The organism is Sphingopyxis sp. QXT-31, from assembly GCF_001984035.1.
Taxonomy (GTDB): domain Bacteria; phylum Pseudomonadota; class Alphaproteobacteria; order Sphingomonadales; family Sphingomonadaceae; genus Sphingopyxis.
The window spans coordinates 1,140,703-1,162,764 of record NZ_CP019449.1 but is presented as its reverse complement, the minus strand read 5'-3'; the positions used below and the strand labels follow the sequence as shown (position 1 = coordinate 1,162,764).

The window sequence follows — 22,062 nt, the reverse complement described above, 5'->3', positions numbered from 1 at the left end:
CATCGCGCGATCCATAACGCGCACGGGGGCATTTGCGCAAATCCAATCGGCGCGGCGACCTTTCGGTCTGTCGAGGTCAGCGCTTGGCCGGTATCGAGGGCAGCGTCTGCGCAGCGCCCGCGCCGTCGGCGCGCGCGACCAAGTCGGCGGGCTTCAGCGAGATATTCTTGACGAGCGTATCGGCGGGACCGATCGCGCCGATGTCGCGGCCGCCGACGGTGACCTTCAGCGCCTGCGGGATGCTGGTCCGCAGCGTGAACTGCTGGACATATCCGGCGGGCACCTCATAGGTCTCGCCGGCGTCGAGCGTCCGCCAATTCTCGGTCTTGCCCGTCGCGTCGTCGAACCCGATCCAAACTTCGGACAGGCCCGTGAGCACCACCGGCGCATCCGCGGGAACCGCGCCGGCCTTGGTTGTGGCCTTGGCGGCAGGCGCGGCGGCTGCGGAGGGAGCTTCGGATTCCTCGGCAGCGCGGTTCTGCGCCGCGATCAGCGCCTCGTCGGGCTCGACCGACAGGAAGCGCCACACGCCATAGGCCGACACCAGCACGAGTGCGACGATGACGAGCGTCCAGGTCAGCCGCGCGGTCGGCAGCCGTGCGGGATCGGTGGGCTCATAGGCCTCATACGACGGCCGGCCATATTCTTCTTCTTCGAGTTCGCGGCGCACGGAGGTGCCGATCTCGGCCTCTGGCAGGTCGACCGCGCGGGCATAGGCGCGCGCAAAACCGGTGACATAGGTGCGGCCCGGCAGGCCGGAGAAATCGGACTTCTCGATCGCTTCGAGGTGGCGCTGGGTGATCCGCGTGCGCGTGGCGACGTCGGCAAGCGACAGCCCGGCGGCCTCGCGCGCCAGTCGCAGCCGGTCGCCCGTGCGCGTGATCGCCAGTTCGCCCTGCTCCGGGGCCTCCTCGTCTGCCATTAGTGTCTCCGTGCCGGCCGTGTGCAACCCGGTTCGACCGTGCGCGCCGTTCATCGCACCGACGACGCGCCAAAGTCAAATGAAGTTCGGTAAACGAACGGCTGAAAAGGACGGCAATTAGGCCAGCCGGAGCGCCGCGGGGTCAGAGCACATATTTGCTGAGGTCGGTGTCGCCGACGATGTCCGCCAACTGGCGATCGACGTAAGCAGCGTCGATGTCGAGCGATGTGCCGCCGATATCCTCGGCGGTGAAGCTGACCTCCTCGACCAGCCGCTCCATGATCGTCTGGAGCCGCCGCGCGCCGATATTCTCGACCTTCTCGTTGACCTCGGCGGCGAGCTTGGCGACGCGCGCGATCGCATCGGGCTTAAAGGTCAGCGTGACCCCCTCGGTGCCGAGCAAAGCGGCATATTGTTCGGGCAGGCCGGCCTTGGTCTCGCTCAGGATGCGCACGAAATCCGCTTCGGTCAAAGCGCCCAGCTCGACGCGGATCGGCAGGCGCCCCTGCAGTTCGGGGAGCAGGTCGCTGGGTTTCGCTACATGGAAGGCGCCCGACGCGATGAACAGGATATGGTCGGTCTTCATCGGGCCATATTTGGTCGCGACGGTCGTGCCCTCGATCAGCGGCAGCAGGTCGCGCTGGACGCCCTCGCGGCTCACCGAACCGCCGCGCACGTCGCTGACCGCGATCTTGTCGATCTCGTCGAGAAAGACGATGCCGTTCGCCTCGGCATCGGCGAGCGCGACGCGCGCGACATCGTCCTGGTCGAGCCGCTTGTCCTGCTCCTCCTCGATCAGACGCGTCGCGGCGTCGATGACCTTCATCTTGCGGCGCTTCTTGGGCAGCCCGCCCATCGCCTTCCCGAGCATGTCGGAGAGGTTGATCATGTTCATCTGCCCGGGCTGGCCGGGCAGGTCGAACGGCATCGACGGCGCGTCGGAGACCTCGACCTCGACCTCGCTGTCGTCGAGATGGCCCTCGCGGATGCGCTGGCGAAAGCTCTGGCGCGTCGCCTCGCTCGCGCCCTTGCCGGTCAGTGCGTCGAGCAGCCGTTCCATCGCCGCATCTTCCGCTGCAACGCGCACCGCATCGCGGCGGCGTTCTTTCTCCAGGCGCACGGCTTCCTCGACCAGGTCGCGTGCAATCTGTTCGACGTCGCGGCCGACATAGCCGACCTCGGTAAATTTGGTCGCCTCGACCTTGATGAAGGGCGCATCGGCGAGCTTGGCCAGGCGGCGCGAAATCTCGGTCTTGCCGCAGCCGGTGGGGCCGATCATCAGGATATTCTTGGGGCTGACCTCGTCGCGGAGTTCCGCGGGCAGTTGCTGGCGGCGCCAGCGATTGCGCAGTGCCACCGCGACCGCGCGCTTGGCCGCATCCTGTCCGATGATATGCGTGTCGAGCGCGGCGACGATCGCCTTCGGAGTCAGTGTATCGTTCATGGGGATCAGACCTGGGTTTCAATGATTTCGGAGGTGAACTGGTCGTTGGTGTAGACGCAGATATCCGCCGCGACCTCCATCGCCTTGCGCGCGAGGATTTCGGGATCCTTTTCGTAATCGACCAGCGCGCGTGCCGCCGACAGCGCAAAATTGCCGCCCGACCCGATCGCGGCGATGCCGCCCTTGGGCTCGAGCACGTCGCCGTTGCCGGTGATGACAAGCGTCACCTCCTTGTCGGCGACGATCATCATCGCTTCCAGGTTGCGCAGATATTTGTCGGTGCGCCAATCCTTGGCGAGCTCGACCGCGGCGCGCAGCAACTGGCCGTTATGTCGCTCGAGCTTGCCCTCGAGCCGCTCGAACAGGGTGAAGGCGTCGGCGGTCGCGCCGGCGAAGCCGCCGATGACGCTGCCGTCGTGCAGGCGGCGCACCTTGCGAGCGTTGGGCTTCATCACCGTCTGCCCCATCGACACCTGGCCGTCGCCGATGATGACGACCTTGTCGGCGCTGCGGGCGGAGAGGATGGTGGTTCCGTGCCAAGGCGAGGCACTATGCGCATGAGGATCGGTCATGCGGCGCGATATGGGAGAGTCAGGCGAGGCGCGCAAGGGGAGGGCATTCCCTCCCCCTCGATGGGGGAGGCAGCGAGACTTACGAACTTGTTCGTAAGTCGCAGCGGTGGGGGTGCGGGCTCTGCCTGAAGCGCGCGGTGCATGGACCCACCATCACCCTCATCCAACTTCGCCAAGCCGCTCCGCGGCAAGGCTTCGTATCCTTCTCCCATCAAGGGAGAAGGAAGCTACTTAAGCCACTGCCCGCGGTGCGCTCGGCGCCGCCGGCCAGCCCTGGTCCGGCCACAGGCCGCGCGTGTCGTAGACGATCTTGCCGCTGCGCTCCTCGAGCGGGACCGACTTGAACACATCGTGATCGACGAGCACCACCATCACGTCGCATTCGGCCAGCGCATCGTCGAGCTCGACCAGTTCCGCCCCGCTGCCCGCGAATTCCATCGGCAGGCCCCGCGCGAAGGGCTCGACGATGCGGATGCGCTTGCCGAACTGGCGCGCGAGCGCCGCGGCGACCTCGACCGCGGGGCTTTCGCGGAAATCGTCGATATTGGGTTTGAAGGCGAGGCCCAGCACGCCGACCTTCGCCTGCGGATGGCCTGCGACGAGCGCGGCGGTCGCGGCGATGACATGCGCGGTCTTCGACAGATTGACCTCACGCGCGGTGCGTATCAACCGGCTCTCGTCGGGCGCGCCATGGACGAGGAACCAGGGATCGACCGCGATGCAATGGCCACCGACGCCGGGGCCCGGCTGCAGGATGTTGACGCGCGGGTGGAGGTTGGCGAGGCGGATCACGTCCCACACATCGACCCCCATCTTGTCGGCGATCATGGACAGCTCGTTGGCGAAGGCGATGTTGACGTCGCGGTAGCTGTTCTCGACCAGCTTGACCATTTCGGCGGCGCGCGCGGTCGTGGTGACGCAGGCGCCGCGCACGAACTGGCGGTAGAAGGTCATCGCCCGGCGCGCGCAGCGCGGGGTGATGCCGCCGATGCAGCGGTCGTTGTCGACCAGCTCGACGAGGATGCGGCCCGGCAAGACGCGCTCGGGACAATAAGCGAGGAAGATGTCGGGGGTGCCCGCGCAGCGGCCCGGGACCTTGAGGTCGGGGCGCTCGGCGGCGAGCAGTTCGGCGACCTTCTCGGTCGTGCCGACCGGCGAGGTCGATTCGAGGATCACCAGATTGCCCGGTTCGAGCACCTTGGCGATCGCGCGTGCGGCGTCGAGGACATAGGAAATGTCGGGGCGATGCTCCTCGTCGTGCGGGGTCGGCACCGCGATGACGAAGGTGTCGGCGGCGACCATCACCGTCGAGGCGACGAGCGCCCCGCGCGACACGACGCCCTGGACCAAGCCGTCGAGGTCGACTTCCTCAATATGCACCTTGCCGTTGTTGACGGTCTCGACGACATGCGCGCTGACGTCGATGCCGGTGACCTTGCAGCCCGAGCGGGCGATCAGCGCGGCGGTCGGTAGGCCGATATAGCCCAGGCCGACGACGGTGACTTTCTGTTCGATATCAACGGGCACGCGCGACAATCTCCGCAATCTGGGTGCCAGCCGTGCCGTCGCCGAAGGGATTGTGGGCGCGCGCCATGGCGGCATAGGCGCCTTCATCGTCCAAAAGGCTGAAAATTTCGGAAACGATGCGGTCCCTGTTCGTACCCACGAGCCGCGCGGTGCCCGCCTCGATGCCCTCGGGCCGCTCGGTCGTCTCGCGCATCACCAGCACCGGCTTGCCGAGCGAGGGCGCTTCTTCCTGAACCCCACCACTGTCGGTGAGCACCAACTCGCTCGACGCGAGCAGTCGGACGAAATGCGGATAGTCGAGCGGATCGATCAACGCGACATTCGAGAGAGATCCAAGGATCGGCTCCATCGCGGCGCGAACGTGCGGGTTGGGATGAACCGGGAAGATCACCGCGACATCCGACCGCGCGGCGATCGCGGCGATGGCGTCGGCGATGGCCTTCATGCCGTCGCCGAAATTCTCGCGGCGGTGCGAGGTGACGGCGACGATGCGCTGGCCGGCGAAGCGCGCGAGCAAAGGATCGAGCCCGGAGGCGAGCGCGGGTTCCTCATCGATCCGCGCCTTGGTGGCGAGCAACGCGTCGATCACCGTGTTGCCGGTGATGTGGATGTTCGCCGCCGGTACATTTTCCGCCCGCAACGCCTTCGCCGCGGTCTCGGTCGGCGCGAAATGCTGGTCGGCGACCGCGCCGGTGACCCTGCGGTTCACCTCCTCGGGCCAGGGATGATAGATATTGCCGCTGCGCAGCCCCGCCTCGACATGGCCGACCGGGATCTTGCGGAAATAGGCCGAGAGCGTGGCCGCCATCGTCGTCAGCGTATCGCCATGGACGAGGATGCGGTCGGGCTTCTCGGCGTCGAAGGTCTCGCCAAGCCCCTCCACCAGCCGCGCTAGCAGCGCGTCGAGCGTCTGGTTCGCCTGCATGACGTCAAGGTCGATATCGGGCGTAATCCGCGCGATTTCGAGCACCTGGTCGAGCATCTCGCGGTGCTGCGCGGTTACGCAGACACGCACATCGAGGCCCGGCTGGTGTTGCAGCGCGTGCACGACGGGGAACATCTTGATCGCTTCGGGACGCGTCCCGAACACCGTCATCACTTTCATCGGGAGCTCTTGTCTCGGCGGGTCATGGGCGTGTCTCCTAGTCGATTTTGGTTGTTATCCGCTTAACTTCGTGGCGAAACTGCCGCAGCTGTGATCCTTGTCATTGCGGGGGATGCCGGTAAATGCACGGGATATGCATCCCGGGGGCGGTTTGTGCGTTGTAGCGGGGCTGCGGCGACAGACCGGCATTGGGGTGGGGTGTCAGTTTCATTCGGTAAGATGATGTTAAAAAGACTTTTCAGCCGCAAGGCGGATGCCGAGCCCGTGGCCGATAACTGGCCGCAGGTGCCCTTGGGCACACGCGTTTATGCGATCGGCGACGTCCATGGGCGGCTCGACCTGCTCGACGCGCTACTCGAACGCATCGCCGACGAAAGCGCGCGCGATCGCGCCGAGTGCGTGCACCTCGTCATGCTCGGCGACCTTATCGATCGCGGCCCGCAATCGGCACAGGTCGTCGAGCGGCTCTTGACCGTGCCGAAGGGCGTCGACGAGATGCACCTCTTGATGGGCAATCACGAAGAGGCGCTGCTCGAAATCCTCGACGGCGCGCATTCGCAGCTGCCGGGGTGGATACGCTATGGCGGGGAACAGGCCCTGCAAAGCTATGGGCTTGAAGACACGTCGATTTTCGGCGATAGAGAGGCCTTGGTCGCCAAAATACACGCCGGCATACCGGCTTCGCATGTTCGTTTGTTCCGCTCGATGGTGGATTATGTGCAGATCGGCGACTATCTTTTTGTCCATGCGGGCATTTTTCCCGGGCGCCCGCTGGAGCAGCAGGCGGCGCACGACCTGCGCTGGATCCGCGACGAATTTCTCGACGACAATCGGGACCATGGCGTGATGGTCGTACACGGCCACACCATTACCCCCGACGTCGACTGCCGGGTCAACCGCATCGGCATCGACACCGGCGCCTATCGCAGCGGCATGCTGACCGCAGTGGTGATCGAGGGCAGTTCGCGGCGCTTCCTCAAGACCGGGCAGGGCATCGCTGCATGATCCTGGCGCAGGCCTGGGGGGCGATCGAAGAGCGCATTCTTGCGACATTGGCGTCGCTCGTCGCGCTGGGGCGCAGCGAAAAGCGCGCGATCCTGATCGTCGCCGACGCGATGCTCTGCGTCGCGGCGGTGCTCGTCGCCTTCTCGCTGCGGGTCGGGCGCTGGGTGATCTTCGAGCCCGAGGTCGGGCTGGCCGCGGTGATCGCGCTGTCGAGCTGGCTGCCGATCTTCCTGATCCGCGGTACCTACAGCTCGATCCTGCGTTTTTCGGGCGGCCGCACCATGGTCGGGCTTGGTTACTCGGTCGCGCTATACGCGATCCCGATCATCGTGATCATCGGGCTGATCGGTATGGAGGGTGTGCCGCGTACGCTTTCGGTGATCCAGCCGATCGTCTTCCTGCTGTTCCTGGCGATGGTCCGTATCGTCGCGCGTTACGCCGTCGTCGACTTGCTCAAGCGGCGCGACATCCAGCAGGCGTCGATCGCGCTGATTTACGGTGCGGGCGAGGCGGGGCAGCGGCTGGCGATGGCGCTGCGCAACGATCCGTCGATACGCCTCGTCGGCTTCATCGACGACGATCGCAAGATCGAGGGCGAGCTCATCGACGGCGTGCCGATCTATTCGCGCCCCAAACTGCCTTGGCTTGTCGACACATATGGCGTCACCGACGTGCTGCTCGCGCTGCCGCACGTCACGCGCTCGAAACGCCGGCGGGTGATGAAATCGCTCGAAGACTGGCCGATCCGCGTGCGCATGCTGCCCGACATGCGCCAGATCATCGACGAACAGGTGTCGGTCAGCGACCTGCGCGACGTGCAGATCGAGGATCTGCTCGGCCGCGATCCGGTGCCGCCGAACCAACTGCTGCTGGGCCGGACGATCGTCGGCAAAACGGTGATGGTCAGCGGCGCCGGCGGCTCGATCGGCAGCGAGCTCACGCGCCAGATCGTCACGATGCGGCCGCACAAGCTGATTCTCGTCGAATCGTCCGAATTTGGCCTCTATGCGATCGGGCAGGAGCTGCAGGCGGCGATCGCCGCGCTGCCCGAGGGGCAGCAGCCCGAGCTGATCGAGGAACTGGCCAATGTCACCGACCAGCCGACCGTGCGCCGCCTGCTCGCGCGCTGGCAGCCCGACACGATTTTCCACGCCGCCGCCTACAAGCATGTGCCGTTGGTCGAGGCCAATCCGATCGCTGGCATCGGCAACAATGTCTGCGGCACCCTGTTCATGGCGAGCGAGGCCGACCGCGTCGGGGTCACCAACTTCGTGCTGATCAGCACCGACAAGGCGGTGCGCCCCACCAACGTCATGGGCGCGTCGAAGCGCGTGTGCGAACTGGTGCTGCAGGGCCTTGCGGGGCGTGGCAGCAAGACGATCTTCGCAATGGTGCGCTTCGGCAATGTGCTGGGATCGAGCGGTTCGGTGGTCCCGCTGTTCCGCGAGCAGATCAAGAATGGTGGTCCGGTGACGGTCACCCACCGCGACGTCACGCGCTTCTTCATGACCATCCCCGAAGCCGCGCAGCTCGTCATTCAGGCAGGTGCAATGGCAAAAGGCGGCGAGGTGTTCGTACTCGACATGGGCAAGCCGGTGCGGATCATCGAGCTCGCGCGCACGATGATCAATCTGTCGGGGCTCACCGTGCGCGACGAGGACCATCCCGACGGCGATATCGAGATCGCCGAGGTCGGTCTGCGCCAGGGCGAGAAGCTCTACGAAGAGCTGCTGATCGGCGACGATCCCAAGCCGACGGGGCACAGCCGCATCATGCAGGCGCGCGAGGCGATGCTCGAATGGCAGGACCTGACGGCGAAGCTCGACGCGCTGCGGGGCGCGATGGATCACGGCCTTGCCGACGAATGCCTGACGATCCTGCACGAACTGGTCCCCGAATTCCGTCCGCCCGAAGAGGTGAATCAGGAAAGCGTTCCCGCGCAGGCGCCGCTCGCTGGCTGATCGCCCGCGCCGCGGTTGTGCGGCCGCGATAGCTGCGATAGCGCCGCCCCACCGATCACCCCAGCATGGAGCGCGCCTTGGCCGCCGTATTCGAAGCCCTCGATCTCTACCTCGACCGTCAGATCGAGGCCGTGCCCGGCTATTTCGGGCAGGTCGAGGCGATAGCGATCGACGCGGTCGGCCGCTGGCAGGTCGAACAGGGGATCAAGGGCAATCTCGCCGAGATCGGCGTGCACCACGGCAAGCTCTTCTTCATCCTCGCGCTGCTGCGACAGGCGGGCGAGCGTGCGCTCGCGATCGACCTGTTCGAGGACGACGGGCTCAACACCGGGATCCATGCTGGGCGCGACCGGGCCTTTTTCGACAATCGGACCAAGCTGGGCATTGCGCTCGACGAGAGCGAGGTGTGGAAGGTCGATTCGACGACAATCACCCCCGAAGCGATGCGCGAACGGATCGGGATGTTGCGGATGATCAGCGTCGATGGCGGGCACGATTATCGCACCGTATCCAGCGACCTGAGGCTCGCCGATGCAGTGCTCGCCGACGACGGCGTGACGGTGATCCACGATTTTTTCGGCATCGGCTGGCCCGATGTGTCGGTTGCCGCCATCCATGTCCTGACCGAGGCGCGCGAGCGGCTGCAACCCTTCCTGATCACCCCGTACAAGCTGTTCGTCGCGCGGCCCGCCGCCGCCGCACGCTATCGCGCGATGCTGCCGGGCAATCCGCGGCTCGGCAAGGCGGCGCTCGCCGAACGCACGATGTTCGATGCGCCGATCACGGTGATGACGCTGGGCCGCCGCGAGGTGCTTAAGCGGAGCCTGCGGCGCAAGCTGGGGCTGCTGCCGAAGCGGCTTTGAGCCTAGCCCGCCGTCAGTTCGGCGACGCGCTCGGCGGGGCACATGACATATTCGCAGAGCGCGAGATCGCCGTGGATGCCGATCGTCTCGAGCGGCTCGAAGGCGAAGCCGCCACCCTGTCCGGCGTGGAGCACGCGCAATATGCGATAATCGGCCGCGGCGAGCCGGGCCTCGATCCGCGCCTGCCGCGCGATGCGGTCGTTGCGGCTGTCGTCGTAGCAGGGCAGGATTTCCATCGTGATCAGCGGACGGTCCCGCACGATCACCGGCGCCAGCGCGTCGATGACGTCGGCCTCGGCGCCCTCGACGTCGATCTTGATCACGCCGACTGGCGGCGCGAGCAGGTCGTCGGGCAGGTCGGCGGCGCCCAGGATCGCGACAGTCTTGCGAAAGCTTACCGCCTCGCCGGGGCGGAAACCCTCGACGATCGACGCCGAGCTGTCGCCGCTGCGCCCGTTATAGAGTTCGAGCGTCACGATACCGCTGCTGGCACCCAGCCCCGCGGGCACGATCTGGCAGTTCGGCCAGCCATTGGCGGCCAGCAGCTCCTCGACATAATGGACGCACACGGGATTAGGCTCGAACCCGACATAGCGGCGCGCGGGATCGATCGCCTTCGTCTTGATCAGGGTCTGGCCCAGATTGACGCCGACGTCGACGAAGGTCCCGGGGCTGAGGGCCATCAGCTGGCGCAGCAGCGCGAGCATCCAGGGCTCGGTGAGTTCGGCCATCAGCCCCGCCGACACCGGCACCGCGACGCGCGTGCCGCCGACGTCGGCGGCGACGTTACGGTTGATCCGCGCAAACTGGCCCAGCCTGCGCAGGATGCGGTTGGCGAGCCGGCTGTTCGCGCTGATTTCCATGCTCATGTCCTGCTGTCCTTCAGATGCGCGGCGATGCGGTCGAGATTGGCGCGATAGCTGTTGCCGAGCGCGAGTTCGGCGCGCGCACGCCAGCCGGTATCGCGCCCTTCACGCACCACGGCAATCGCCGCGTCGAGCTTTGCGGCCAGTTCGTCGGGCGCGCCCGGTGCGGCCATGAAGATGCCCGGGGCACCGGCCTGCGCGGCGATCGCGCTGCTCACGACTTCACCGCCGAGCGCGAAATATTCGAGCAATTTGTGTGAATTGACCCCGCGATTGCGATCGCGCGCGAGGTCATAGGGTAATAGCCAGATATCGACGTCGGCGGTCTCGGCGATCAGCGCGTCGCCGGTGAGCAGGCCCGCCATTTCGACATTGGGCTGCGCCGTGAGCCCATCGACCCAGGCGCGGATTTCGGACGTCTCGCCCTGCACCGGGCCGATGAAACGGAAGATGCAGTCGGGATGCGCGGCGACGAGCGCGGCGACGCGGGCGCGGTCCATCGCGGGCTGGGCAAGGTTGCCGATGAAGCCGATCCGGACCTTTTCCTCGGCGGCGCGAATGCGCGGCGTCGCCAGGCGCGCACGCGCGGCTTCGGCGAATAGCGGCGACAGGCCATGACCGACGACATGGCTCGGCCGCCCCTCCGGCGCGATGTCGCCGACAATCGAGGCGTCGATGCCCAGGATCAGGTTGGCATGGCGGTGCATATCGTCGCCGGGATCGAGGCGATCGACGACGTGCAGGATCGACGCCGACGCGCCGAACGGCCGATGGTCGGCGAACTGCCGCGCATTGTCGAAATCCCAGAGCAGGTCGATCGCGCCCGCGAGCTTCCGGATCGCGCGGGCACGGAAACGCGCGGCGGCGATGAACAGCGGCTTGGCGCGATATTTGGCGCGCGCCAGCGGCATGCGCGGATGGTCGAGCAGGGTGATGTTCGCGGTGTCACTCGGCGTCAGGCGGATCGCGCCATCGCCGGTTGGCGGGTTGGCGAACATGACGTCATGGCCGAGCGCCGCGAGTTCGCGGGCATAATGATGCTTCGACACCTGCAGCCCGGTCCAGGGTTGCGGCGAGAGCAGCAGGATCCGCAGCGGGGCGCCGAGCAGGTCGGGGGCGGGCATCGGCCTAGCGTTTCAGGCCGACGGCGCGCATCGCCTTGCCCAGCGCACCGACGATCCGGAAATAGCGTTCGCGCTGCGTCTTGTCGGTGCCGTAGACCTCGTGCCGTTGGTTGGGCAGGTTCAACACCGCCTCGAACTCGCTCTCGGTGAAACCGAGCTTCTTGCGCACATAGGCCTTGTCGCGCTCCTGCAGCACCTCGTCATAGGTCGGCTGCTGCAGTTCGCGCAGCGCCTCGTCGCGCGTCATCTGGCCCGACAGGATCAGGTTCGACAGATGCGCCTTGCGCTTGTCGACCCCGAATTTCCGCGGGAGGATGTAGCCCTGATAGAAGCGGGTGAAGAGCGATTCATAATGTTTGCCGCCATAATCGACCCAGTCGAGCTCGCGGATCAGCAGCGCCTTCGCCTCGGCCTTGTTGTAATCGATCAGGTCGAGCACCGCCTCCGAATGTATGCCGCGAATCAACTGGTACCAGGCCTTTTGCCAGACGCCGAGCGCAGGGAGCTTCTTCAGCGGCTTGGTGCCGAATTTTTTATGAATATTGCGAATATTTTCGAGATCGAACTTCGCATAGTTCCACGACGGCGGCATCACCGATTCGGTCGCGAAATTGAGACCCGAGAGCATATATTTCAGCTTGTGTTGCGCCGCGAGGCGATAGAGCGCGCCCGAGATCATATGGTCGGTGGGAACCTCGAGATCGACCACCGAGGCCTTGAAATAGGACCGCTGGAGGTCGCGGAACTCCTCCCAGTCCATCACGAAGGTGTGGAGCTCGAAGCCCAGCTTCTTGCAGATATTCTCGATGTTGCGGACCGCGAGCTCGTTGTTCCAGCCATTGTCGAAATGGACGATCAGCGGGCGGAGGTCCCATTGCTTCGCGAGCCAGGTGACATAACTGCTGTCGACTCCGCCCGAGAGGCCGATGACGCAGTCATAGTCCTTGCCCGCGCCGTCGGCCTTGATGTCGGCGAGCAACTTCTCGAGCCGCGCCTTCTTCTGCCCGGCGTCCGGCTGCGTCGCCATCAGCGCCTGATATTCGTGCCAATGGTTCGAGACGCCTTCTTCGTCGAAGACAATGTCGGGATCGCTGCCGTCCATGACGGTGCGCGTGCAGACGCGCGTCGAGGAGGTGGGCAGGGGAGAGGTGGCTTCGGTCACGATGTCCCGTTCAGTTGAGCTTCTGGAAGAGCTGTTCTTTGAGGTCGGCCTCGTCGGGGTAGGAGATGAGAACGCCCTGATTCTGTGCGCGATAGACGAACAGGCTCGATGCCGCCACCGCCGAGGCGCCGCTTTGGACCGCGGGCAGGAAATCGCCGAGCCCCGCCGCGCCGCCGCACGCGACCACGGGCACGTCGATCGCCTCGGCCACTGCGGTCACCGTGGCGAGATCGTAGCCCGACCATTTGCCGTCGCGATCGATGCTATAGAGGATGATCTCGCCCGCGCCCGCGGCGACCATCGCCTTCGCCGCCTCGACCGGGGCGTGACCGGTCTTGCTCTTGCCGCTCTTCGTCAGCACCTGCTGCCCGCCAAGCAATTTCTTCGCATAAGGCAGCGACACCGCGACCGCCTGCGCGCCGAACCGCTCGGCGATGGCGGTCACCAGCCCCGGATTGGCGAGCGCCTCGCTCGACAGCACGACCTTTTCGAGACCGAGCCGGAACAACTGTGCGGCGTCATCGACGCTGCGAATCCCCCCGCCATAACCCATCGGCAGGAAGGCCTCCTCGACGATATCGCCGATCGCCTCGAAGCTCGGCCCGCGGCCGTCGACGCTGGCGTCGATGTCGAGCAGCAATATCTCGTCGACCATCTTGGTGTTGAAGATGCGCACCGCGTTGATCGGGTCGCCGATATAAGTGCGTTTGCCGAAGGCGACGGTCTTGACCAACCGGCGCTCGCGGTCGATGGTCAGCACGGGGATCACGCGGATACGGCGCATGCGGCTCAAACCTGCCATTTCGCGAAGGCTTGGCCCGTCAGCGCGCGCAGCTGCGCGACGTCGGGGGCGTAGCGGTTGCGCAGGTCGTCGATCTGCTCGTCGCTCAGCTCGGGCTTTTCGAGGCCGGGGAACAGCACCTTGGCGACCGCCGGCCGGCTGAGCTGTGCGTCGAGATCGAAGGGCGCGAGCTTGCGCGCCGCGCGGTAAGGCAGCGCCATCCGCCAGCGATTGGGGACGCCGTTCGTCGCATTGGTGTTCGACTTGAAGGCAAAGGCCTTTTCGTCGGCGACCGCATCGAGCCCGAGGAAGGCGAAGATGGCGTTCATCGTGTCGTGCCGCGCGCGGTTGAGCTCGTCGCTATCGACCACCAGAACCTGTTCGATCGGGAAATGGTCGAGGAAGAAACGTAGCTGCCAGGCATATTTGCCGGTCTGGAACTGGTGATCATTGGCGAGGTTCCAGGCGATATCCTCCTGCACCGTCTCGCCGACGTAATTTTCCACTATGTGCGAGCGATAGCGTTCGATCGGATCGCGCACGAGGTAGATCAGCTTCGCCTCGGGGATGATTGCCGCCATCCGCTCGGCCGCGCCCTTGTAGAAGGGATGGTGGCTCTTGGTGTAATTCTGCGACGCCTCGCCGCGCACCGCCTTCGTCCCGTCGAACTGCGCCGTATACCAGTCGAGCGAGCGGTGGGCATTCTCCCCCGAGAAGAAATTGATCTCCTTGTCGACCGCCATATGCACGTCGGGGTGCAGGTCGAGATAGTCGTTGAGGCTGGTCGTGCCGCATTTCATGGCGCCGATAACGACCAGGTTGGGGAGCGCCGGAGTCATGGTCAGAGCGCCGCATAGCGGCTGAGCACCGCCATACCGAAGGAAAGGCTTTTTTCGGGGTGGAACTGTACCCCGAAGACATTGTCCTGCTCGACCCCCGCGGTGAAGCGATAGCCGTGGACTGTGCTGCACAACTCGGTCTTGGGATCGTCGCATGCGATATGAAAGCTGTGGACGTAATAGTAGCGCGCCTCGGTCGTCTCAACCGCCATGCGGTGACCGGCATTCCAGCCGGTGTCGGCCCAGCCGATATGCGGCACTTTGAGCCGCGCGTCGAGACGGCTGCGGTCGAAGGCTACTGTCGTCGCGGGGACCCAACCGAAGCCGGGGAGCGCGCCCTCTTCGCTGCCGCGCGTCAGCAATTGCGCGCCGAGGCAGATGCCGAGCACCGGTACTCCCCGCTTGACCGCTTCGTCGAGCGGCGCCGACAGCCCATTGTCGTGCAGCCGCTGCATGCCCCAGTCGAACTTGCCGACCCCGGGCAGGATCAGCCGCTCGGCCTTGGCAACCTTGTCGGGATCGCCGGTCAGCTCGGCGCGATGCCCCAGATATTGGAGCATGTTGATGATCGAGCGCGGGTTGCCCGCATCATAATCGACGATGGTGATCATGGTTTCACCGCTGCCGCTTCCGCGGACTGCCCCCGTCTGCTTCGGTGATCGCGCTCGACGATCAGGATGCTGCTGCCAAGATAGGCGAGGTATAACAATATCTGCGCGCCCGCAAATACGTCGATCGCGATCTCGGGCGCGGAGCCCATAAAGGCGACCGATGCGACCGCTACGGTCGTCACTACAGCGAACAGGATCGACAGGAAGAAATCGAGCCGCTGGCGGTGATAGAGCCAGAGCACTTTCGACGCGGGCATGACGATCAGCTGGAGCGCCATCACCGGCGCCAGGATGCCTGCGATACGCCCGGCCTCGCTCCACTGTGGCCCGAGCACGAAGACGAACAATTGCGGCGCGATCAATGCGAGCAGGACAAAGGTCGGCACGCTGATCGCGGTCATCCCAACGACGAGCTTCCAGAATATGGGGCGGCAATGACCGTCGCGCGCCATGTCCTGCGCGCCGCGGCGGAAGAAGACCTGGCCGATCGCGCCGCCCAGGATGCCGACGGGCAGCATGAGCAGGCCGCGCGCGCGGTTATAATGGCCCACGATCGCCAGCATATTGCCCCACAGCGACAGCACGAGCACCGGCGAGGCCGACGAAACCTGCTCGATCATCGACGTCGGCGTGGTCCACAGCGCATAATTGCGATGCGCGAGGCCCGCCGCGCGCATCCGCGCCCAGCTTATCCCGCGCAGCCCCGCGACCGCGTCGCGATTGCCGATCCACACCCACAGGAAGGCGGCGAGCTGGCCGAGGAAATAGCCGAGCATCAGCCCGCGCGCGCCATAGCCGCCCCAGGCGAGCAGGAGCGCGCCGCCCGACGAGACGAGCACGTTGAGGATCTGATAACCGCTCATCAGAAGGTAGCGGTGGTGGCGGTTTGCCCAGCCCAGCAGCGCCGCCCCGGTGCCCGAGGCGAGCACGGTGGCGGGGAGGAGGAGGAGCCAGATGCCCAGATCGTCGAGCCCCTGGACGCCGCCGGCGCGCAAGAGCAGCACCCCCGCAAGCGTCAGTGCGGAAAAGGCGAAGGCGAGAAGCAGGCTGAGACCGAGCAGCGCATACGCCTGTTCCTCGTCGGCCTCGGCGACCAAGGCGCGCGCCATCTGGAGGTTGGCGAGCGCCGACAGGATGACCGCGATCGACATATAGGTTGCGAGCACGCCATAATCCTGCGGCGCATAAAGGCGGCTGAGGATTGGCGCGAAGCCGAAGCTGATCGCGGTCGCGACGAACTGCCCGCTCGACAGCGTCGCCGCGCTGCGCAGGAAGGACGAACGTCGCAAGTGGAACAGTCGGGCCAGCAAATTCGCGCCAATCATCTTCTTCGGCGGCGGCCGCGGCGGCCGCCCGGGGGTTACAGCGAAACTGCGAACCGCCTGACCCACGCCGCAAGGCTGATCAAGCGAAATATCGCCGGGTCGTAACGCGTCGGCTCGAGCCGGTAACGGCCGAGCCGCGCGCCGAGTTCGGCGGTGTCGAGCAGCGGCGCGAGCGTCGCGGTGGCGTCTTCCAGCATCGCCGCGAGGCGCTCGGGATATTGCACGCCGAACTCGGCGTCGGGCGACGAAAAGCCGATCTTGCCGCGGCGCCAGCGGATCGCGTCGGGCAATTCGCCCATCGCGTCGCGGAAGATGCGCTTCTGCCACCCCCGCCCGACCAGATAGTCGGTCGGCAAGCCACAGACGAACTCGACCAGCCGGTGATCGAGGAAAGGCACGCGCGATTCGATGCCGAACTGCATCGCGTTGCGATCTTGCGAATGGAGCTGATAGGGGATGCTCGACCGCGCCAGTTCGTCGAACGACAGGGCTTGGAAATCCTTGGGCAAAGCATAGGCGTGGCGCGCGGCGCCTCTGCCGCGCCACAGCCCCGCCATCAGCGGCGAGATGTCGCTCTCGCGCCGCAACAGCGCCGCAACCATCTTGCGCGTCGTCAGCGTCAGCGATTCGGCGTTGGTCAGCCCGCGGCCGCGCAGGTTGCGGCCGACCTCGGCGATATCGCCGCACTTGAGCGCCGCGCGCTGCGCCGCGAGCCAGAATTCGCCATAGCCGCCGAAATATTCGTCGGCGCCCTGGCCGTCGAGCATCACGGTCACGCCCGCTTCATGCGCCGCCTTGAACAGCGCATGTTCGTTGAAGTGGCTGCCGCCGGGAAGCGGCTGGTCCTGCGACCAGGCGAAGCTTTCGAGCCATTCGGGGGTGTAATAGTCGAGCAGCGAAACGGGCACCTCGACATGGCGGAAGCCAAAGCGCTTCGCGACCTGCGTCGCATAGCCGCGCTCGTCGTGGCGCTCGTCGGCGTGATAGATGGTGAAGAGCGGGAAATCGCCCGGATCGCCGACGACCGGCGCGCTCGCCGCGACGATCGACGAGCTGTCGATCCCGCCCGACAGGCTGGCGCCCACGGGGACGTTGGCGACATGGTGCGAGCGGACGGCGTCGTCGAACAGCGCGCGCAGCCGCTCGCACGCCTCGCCATAGCCGATGTCCTGCGGCTCGACATGGATCGCGAGGTCGTACCAGCGCATCTTGAGGAACTGGCCACCCGCGAGGTCGTGGATCGCGAATTCGCCCGGCGCGAGCGCCTTGATGTCGGCGAAGAAGCTGCGCTCGTCGAGGTTGAGCCGGCCATACTCGAGGAAGGTGCGAAGCACCGAATGATCGGGCGCCGAACCGACGAGACCGGTCGCGAGCAACTGTTTCGCCTCCGACCCCGCAATGAAGACGCGGTCCGACAAATGATAGCAGAGCGGCTTGATCCCGAAACGGTCGCGCGCGAGAAGCAGTTTTTTGCGCCGACCGTCGTAGAAGCAGAAGGAGAACATTCCCTGCAGCCGCGGTAGCGCTTCAACCCACCATTGGTCGAGCGCGTGGAGCAGCACCTCGGTATCGGACCTGGTGTGGAATACGTGCCCCAGCGCCTCCAGTTCGGTGCGCAACTCGCGGAAATTATAGATGGCGCCGTTGAACTGCAGCCAATTGTCGCCGCTGCGCATCGGCTGGTTCGAGCGGTCGTTGACGTCGATCACCGCAAGGCGCCGGTGTGCCAGCCCGACCGCGCCGAGCTCGACGATCCCCTCGGCGTCGGGGCCGCGATGCGCAACCGCGTTCGCCATCGCCTGCAGCGTGGCGCGCTCCACCGGTCGCCCGTCGCGATTGACCAGGATTCCCCACCCGCACATGGCGATCAGCTACCCGTCGGCGAGGATGACGTAAAGGCGGCGCCGAAGCGGCCGAGATATTGGTGGCGCAGGTTGCGGCGCGCGAAGGCGTCGAAATCGGCCGCGGGGATATAGCCGTGCTTCGCATCCGTGGGGATCGGAGGGGCAGGGCGGTCGTGCGTGCCGACGACCTTCGCCGGATTGCCCGACAGGATCGAGCGCGGCTGAAGGCAAGATCGCGTCACCACGCTACCGCGCGTGACGATGCAGAAATCGGCGAGTTCGACCCCGGGCAGGATCGTACAGCCATCCTCGATGATGCAATGATCGCCAATGACTTGCGGATCGACCTGCAGATAGCGAGTGAGCTTCGTGGGATCATGATCGCCCGAGATCAGCCCGACCTCGCGCCCGATCCGCACCCCGTCGCCGATGACGATCCCCATATTCGCACTCACATAGCAGCGCGGCTCGATCCCCGGCCAGCTATCGCGGCCGAGCAGCACGCGGTTGGGATAGGCGAGCTGACTGTCGGGATGCATCGGCCAATAGGCCGCGCCGTTGATGCCGACCACATGCTGCGCGAAGCGGATTCGCCACGGGACCGCGCGACTCATACGGCGCCCCAGATGCGGTCGAAAAGCACCGGATCGATCGCGGTGCCGCGCAGCTTCGCGATCTCGGACAGCGGCGTATAGCCGACATAGGGGGTCTCGCGCTGCCAATGCTCGCAGGCCGCGGGATCGAGCCGCTTGATCAGCCGCGCCGGATTGCCCGCGATGACGCAATGACCCTCGGGGAAGCTGTCGGTGACGACGCTGTTCGCGCCGACAATGGTGAAATCGCCGAGCGTCACGCCCGCTTCGACGGTCACGTTCATCGTCAGCAGGCTGTATTTTCCGATGAAAATCGAGAAATCCTCGGGCGCTTTGGGCGCGTCCTGCCCCTCGGGCACCGAATGCATCCGTACGGTCGGAGCGATCTGGGTGTAATCGCCGATATAGATGCCGCCGCGGCCGTCGATGTCGCAGCCGACGCTCCAGCCCGGCGAGGTCTCGGGCCCGATCACCACGAAGTGCCCGCCGCGCACGCGCGTCGACGGATGCGCCGGCCAATAGGCGTCGGCATTGCGGCGCATGATGCGTTGCCAGAACCACATGCGGAAATGGATATCGACCTGCGTCTGCGCGGTATCGACGAAGAAGCGTTTCCCGGTCAGCCGGTGGAAGCGCGCCTCGAACAGCCGACGCAGCCGGTCGACCGCCGTAGCGGGCCAGCTCATCTGCATGTTGAGGAGGCGGCTCATGCCAGCGTGCCTCAGGCCGCGCCGGCCCCCGCCAGCACCGCGGCGATGATGCGGTCCTGCGCTTCGTCGGTGAGATAGGCATGCATCGGCAGGCTGAACACCTGCTCCGACCAGCGATCGGTCTCGGCCATGCTGCCCGCGACGCGGCAATTGTCCTTATAAGCGGGCTGAACGTGCATCGGTTCGGGGTAATGCACACCGCTCGGTACGCCCGCGGCCTTCAGCGCGTCGAGGATCGCGGCGCGGTTGCAAGATTTCAGCGCAAAATAGCCCCATACGCTCGTCCGGTCGTCAGCGATCATCGGCAGTTCGAGCGCATTGTGCCCCGCAAACGCCTCCAGATAGCGCGCGCCGAGCGCTTGGCGCCGCGCGATCTCTTCGTCGAAAATCTCGAGCTTTGCCAGCAGCACCGCCGCCTGGATCGTGTCGAGCCGTCCGCCGACCCCGACGCGCGTGTGGTGGAATCGGCGCGACTGGCCATGGATGCGGATTTCGCGGCACGCCTGCGCGAGGGCGGCGTCGTCGGTGAAGATCGCGCCGCCGTCGCCGTAGCAGCCGAGCGGCTTGGCAGGGAAGAAGCTGGTGCAGCCGATCGCGCTGGTGCTGCCGCTACGGCGGCCCTTGTAGGTCGAGCCGAAGCTCTGCGCGCCATCCTCGATCACGGCGATATTCTGCGGCGCCGCGATGGCGTTGATCGCGTCCATGTCGGCGCACTGACCATAGAGCGAGACGGGGATAATCGCGCGCGTCTTGTCGCTGATGGCGGTTTTGACCGCCTGCGGATCGATGGTCGAGGTCGCGGGATCGATGTCGACGAATACCGGGGTCGCGCCGACCAGCGCGATCACCTCGACTGTCGCCACGAAAGTGGCCGAGGTCGTGATCACCTCGTCGCCCGGGCCGATATCGAGCGCCATCAGCGCGATCAGCAGCGCCTCGGTCCCCGACGCGACGCCGATGCAATGCTTCGCGCCGGTGTAGGCGACGAGCTTTTCTTCGAGCTCGGCAACCTCGGGCCCCATGATGTATTGGCCATGGTCGAGCACCGCCTGGATACGCGCGTCGACCGAGGTCTTCACCGCGCGATATTGCGCCTTGAGGTCGTTGAATTCGATCACGTCGCTCATCGGGGAGAACATTCCTCGTCTGTTATCTGATATTCTTTGCTGCACGCGGTGCAGGTGACGGCGCCCGTGCCTTCGAGCCGAACGCCGCATTCGCACATCCAGCCGATCTGCCGCGCGGGCACACCGACCATCAGCGCATAAGGCTTCATGTCGCGGTTGATCACCGATCCCGCGCCGACGAAGCCATATTCACCGATCGTCACGCCGCACACGATGGTGCAGTTTGCACCCAAAGTCGCGCCCTTGCGTACGATTGTCTCGCGATATTCGTCCTTGCGCGGCACCGCCGAGCGCGGGTTGTAGACATTGGTGAACACCATCGCCGGACCGCAGAAGACATCGTCCTCGAGCGTCACCGCGTCATAGACCGACACGCCATTCTGGATGCGGACATTGTTGCCGATGGTGACGTCATTGCCGACATAGACATTCTGGCCGAGCGAGCAGCGCTCACCGATGCGCGCGGTGCCGCAGACATGCACCCAGTGCCAGATCGCGGTGCCGTCGCCTATCTCGGCGCCGGCATCGACGATCGCGGTCTCATGAACCTTGGCAGCCATCAATAGTCCAGCGGCAGCGACACGCGCTTTCCGTCGCGCGCCGAGAGATAGGAAGCGATCAGCACCTCGAGGCTGCGCAGCCCCTCGCGCCCGTCGGTCGCGGCCGCGCAGTCGCCCGCCAGCGTGCCAATGACATTATCGTAATAGAGCTGGTGCCCGAAGCCATAGACCGAGCCGGTGTCGTAGGACGCCGAGGCGACCAGTTCGTCGTCGGCGTGCGGCGTCTCGAACTCCCAATTCTCGATCTTGTTGAGCGCGACGCCGCCGACCTTCACGCTGCCCTTTTCGCCGAGGATGGTGATCGAGCCTTCGAGATTCTTGGGATAGGTGAGCATCGTGACGTTCATCGAGCCGAGCGCGCCCGAACGCCAGCGCACGTTGATCACCGCGGTATCCTCGACCTCGATATTGCGCGCGAGCGTCGCGGTATAGGCGTGCAGGCTTTCGATCGGGCCGCCGAGCCAGTCGAGCAGGTCGACATAATGGCTCGCCTGATTCATCAGCGCGCCGCCGTCGAACTCCCACGTCCCGCGCCACGCGGCGCTGTCGTAATAATCCTGCGGCCGCGTCCAGAAGACATTGACCGCGACCATATAGATGCGCCCGAAACGCCCGCTGCTGACCGCGTTCTTGAGCAGTTGTAGCGTCGCGTTGCGGCGGTTCTGCTTGACGATGAACAGCTGGACGCCGGCCTTGTCACACGCCTCGACCATGCGCAGCCCGTCGCGCCAGCGCGTCGCCATCGGCTTTTCCGAAATGACGTGGCGGCCCGATTCGGCGATTTCGATCACCTGCGCAGGGTGGAGCCCGCTCGGCGTCGTGACGATCACGGCGTCGGCGTCGGTGGTCTTCAGCATCTCCGTCAGCGAGGCGTGACCGCGGGCACCCGTACGCTCAGCCGCCTTCGCCAGCGCGGCGGGGTCGATGTCGCAGACGTCGACGATCTCGACTTGGTTGCCATGCGCATCGAGCGCCGCGAAATGATTGGCCGAGATGCGGCCGCACCCGACCAGCGCGTACCGCTGGCGGCGGCCCGTAATCGGCTGAATAACAACGCTCATAAGGTCTTCATCATCCTGTTGCGGACGCCCCCCGGGCGAAGGCTGCGTCTATGGACAAGC

General features: G+C 65.6%; 21 protein-coding genes. 3 read left to right on the top strand and 18 right to left on the bottom strand.

The features are described from left to right. Window positions 1–76: 76 nt before the first annotated feature. The 5 genes from BWQ93_RS05685 to wecB form a co-directional block, all read right to left on the bottom strand. Complete coding sequence (locus BWQ93_RS05685; protein WP_077029668.1) at window positions 77–922, bottom strand: helix-turn-helix domain-containing protein; 846 nt, start codon at window positions 920–922, stop codon at window positions 77–79. A gap of 142 nt (window positions 923–1,064) precedes the next feature. Beyond that, on the bottom strand, window positions 1,065–2,366 hold the full coding sequence (gene hslU / locus BWQ93_RS05680; protein ID WP_077029667.1) for an ATP-dependent protease ATPase subunit HslU: 1,302 nt from the start codon (window positions 2,364–2,366) through the stop codon (window positions 1,065–1,067). Between the two features lie 5 nt (window positions 2,367–2,371). After that, window positions 2,372–2,938: an ATP-dependent protease subunit HslV gene (hslV, locus tag BWQ93_RS05675; protein WP_077029666.1), complete on the bottom strand. Its 567-nt coding sequence runs from the start codon at window positions 2,936–2,938 to the stop codon at window positions 2,372–2,374. A gap of 231 nt (window positions 2,939–3,169) precedes the next feature. Continuing rightward, window positions 3,170–4,465: a UDP-N-acetyl-D-mannosamine dehydrogenase gene (wecC, locus tag BWQ93_RS05670; protein ID WP_077032229.1), complete on the bottom strand. Its 1,296-nt coding sequence runs from the start codon at window positions 4,463–4,465 to the stop codon at window positions 3,170–3,172. After that, complete coding sequence (gene wecB / locus BWQ93_RS05665) at window positions 4,455–5,570, bottom strand: non-hydrolyzing UDP-N-acetylglucosamine 2-epimerase (protein WP_077029665.1); 1,116 nt, start codon at window positions 5,568–5,570, stop codon at window positions 4,455–4,457. Before wecB ends, wecC begins: the two co-directional genes overlap by 11 nt. A 198-nt stretch (window positions 5,571–5,768) precedes the next feature. On the opposite strand from wecB, the gene BWQ93_RS05660 reads away from it, so the two are divergent. The 3 genes from BWQ93_RS05660 to BWQ93_RS05650 all read left to right on the top strand — a co-directional run bounded on the left by BWQ93_RS05660 (window position 5,769) and on the right by BWQ93_RS05650 (window position 9,399). Then, the gene (locus BWQ93_RS05660; protein ID WP_232314750.1) at window positions 5,769–6,575 is read left to right on the top strand and encodes a metallophosphoesterase family protein; all 807 of its coding nucleotides are present in this window, start codon (window positions 5,769–5,771) and stop codon (window positions 6,573–6,575) included. Next, on the top strand, window positions 6,572–8,536 hold the full coding sequence (locus BWQ93_RS05655; protein ID WP_077029664.1) for a polysaccharide biosynthesis protein: 1,965 nt from the start codon (window positions 6,572–6,574) through the stop codon (window positions 8,534–8,536). The genes BWQ93_RS05660 and BWQ93_RS05655 overlap by 4 nt, the downstream gene beginning before the upstream one ends. A 77-nt stretch (window positions 8,537–8,613) precedes the next feature. Further along, window positions 8,614–9,399, top strand: coding sequence for a class I SAM-dependent methyltransferase (locus BWQ93_RS05650; RefSeq protein WP_198040475.1), 786 nt, complete (start codon window positions 8,614–8,616; stop codon window positions 9,397–9,399). A gap of 2 nt (window positions 9,400–9,401) precedes the next feature. Here the strand turns inward: BWQ93_RS05650 and BWQ93_RS05645 are convergent, their stop codons facing one another. The 13 genes from BWQ93_RS05645 to BWQ93_RS05585 all read right to left on the bottom strand — a co-directional run bounded on the left by BWQ93_RS05645 (window position 9,402) and on the right by BWQ93_RS05585 (window position 22,002). Further along, window positions 9,402–10,268, bottom strand: a complete 867-nt coding sequence (locus BWQ93_RS05645; protein WP_083720640.1) for an FkbM family methyltransferase — start codon at window positions 10,266–10,268, stop codon at window positions 9,402–9,404. Continuing rightward, window positions 10,265–11,389: a glycosyltransferase gene (locus BWQ93_RS05640; RefSeq protein WP_077029661.1), complete on the bottom strand. Its 1,125-nt coding sequence runs from the start codon at window positions 11,387–11,389 to the stop codon at window positions 10,265–10,267. Before BWQ93_RS05640 ends, BWQ93_RS05645 begins: the two co-directional genes overlap by 4 nt. A gap of 4 nt (window positions 11,390–11,393) precedes the next feature. Further along, entirely contained in the window at window positions 11,394–12,551 is a 1,158-nt protein-coding gene (locus BWQ93_RS05635; protein WP_198040474.1) for an N-acetyl sugar amidotransferase, read from the bottom strand. Window positions 12,552–12,561: 10 nt separating this feature from the next. After that, window positions 12,562–13,353, bottom strand: a complete 792-nt coding sequence (locus BWQ93_RS05630) for a HisA/HisF-related TIM barrel protein (protein WP_198040473.1) — start codon at window positions 13,351–13,353, stop codon at window positions 12,562–12,564. Continuing rightward, window positions 13,341–14,171 carry a sulfotransferase family protein gene (locus BWQ93_RS05625; protein WP_077029659.1) on the bottom strand — a complete coding sequence of 277 codons (831 nt, stop codon included), beginning with the start codon at window positions 14,169–14,171 and terminating at the stop codon, window positions 13,341–13,343. The genes BWQ93_RS05630 and BWQ93_RS05625 overlap by 13 nt, the downstream gene beginning before the upstream one ends. A gap of 2 nt (window positions 14,172–14,173) precedes the next feature. Continuing rightward, on the bottom strand, window positions 14,174–14,782 hold the full coding sequence (gene hisH / locus BWQ93_RS05620; RefSeq protein WP_077029658.1) for an imidazole glycerol phosphate synthase subunit HisH: 609 nt from the start codon (window positions 14,780–14,782) through the stop codon (window positions 14,174–14,176). Further along, entirely contained in the window at window positions 14,779–16,071 is a 1,293-nt protein-coding gene (locus tag BWQ93_RS05615; RefSeq protein WP_077029657.1) for an oligosaccharide flippase family protein, read from the bottom strand. Before BWQ93_RS05615 ends, hisH begins: the two co-directional genes overlap by 4 nt. 71 nt (window positions 16,072–16,142) lie before the next feature. Beyond that, window positions 16,143–17,969, bottom strand: coding sequence for an asparagine synthase (glutamine-hydrolyzing) (asnB, locus tag BWQ93_RS05610; RefSeq protein WP_077029656.1), 1,827 nt, complete (start codon window positions 17,967–17,969; stop codon window positions 16,143–16,145). Window positions 17,970–17,974: 5 nt separating this feature from the next. Then, window positions 17,975–18,565, bottom strand: a complete 591-nt coding sequence (locus tag BWQ93_RS05605; RefSeq protein WP_077029655.1) for an acyltransferase — start codon at window positions 18,563–18,565, stop codon at window positions 17,975–17,977. Next, window positions 18,562–19,254 (bottom strand): acyltransferase, encoded by a 693-nt coding sequence (locus tag BWQ93_RS05600; RefSeq protein ID WP_083720637.1) that lies wholly within the window; start codon window positions 19,252–19,254, stop codon window positions 18,562–18,564. The genes BWQ93_RS05605 and BWQ93_RS05600 overlap by 4 nt, the downstream gene beginning before the upstream one ends. Window positions 19,255–19,265: 11 nt before the next feature. Then, window positions 19,266–20,381: a DegT/DnrJ/EryC1/StrS family aminotransferase gene (locus tag BWQ93_RS05595; RefSeq protein ID WP_077029653.1), complete on the bottom strand. Its 1,116-nt coding sequence runs from the start codon at window positions 20,379–20,381 to the stop codon at window positions 19,266–19,268. After that, entirely contained in the window at window positions 20,378–20,941 is a 564-nt protein-coding gene (locus tag BWQ93_RS05590) for an acyltransferase (RefSeq protein WP_077029652.1), read from the bottom strand. The genes BWQ93_RS05595 and BWQ93_RS05590 overlap by 4 nt, the downstream gene beginning before the upstream one ends. After that, window positions 20,941–22,002: a Gfo/Idh/MocA family protein gene (locus BWQ93_RS05585; protein WP_077029651.1), complete on the bottom strand. Its 1,062-nt coding sequence runs from the start codon at window positions 22,000–22,002 to the stop codon at window positions 20,941–20,943. Before BWQ93_RS05585 ends, BWQ93_RS05590 begins: the two co-directional genes overlap by 1 nt. Window positions 22,003–22,062 lie beyond the last annotated feature (60 nt).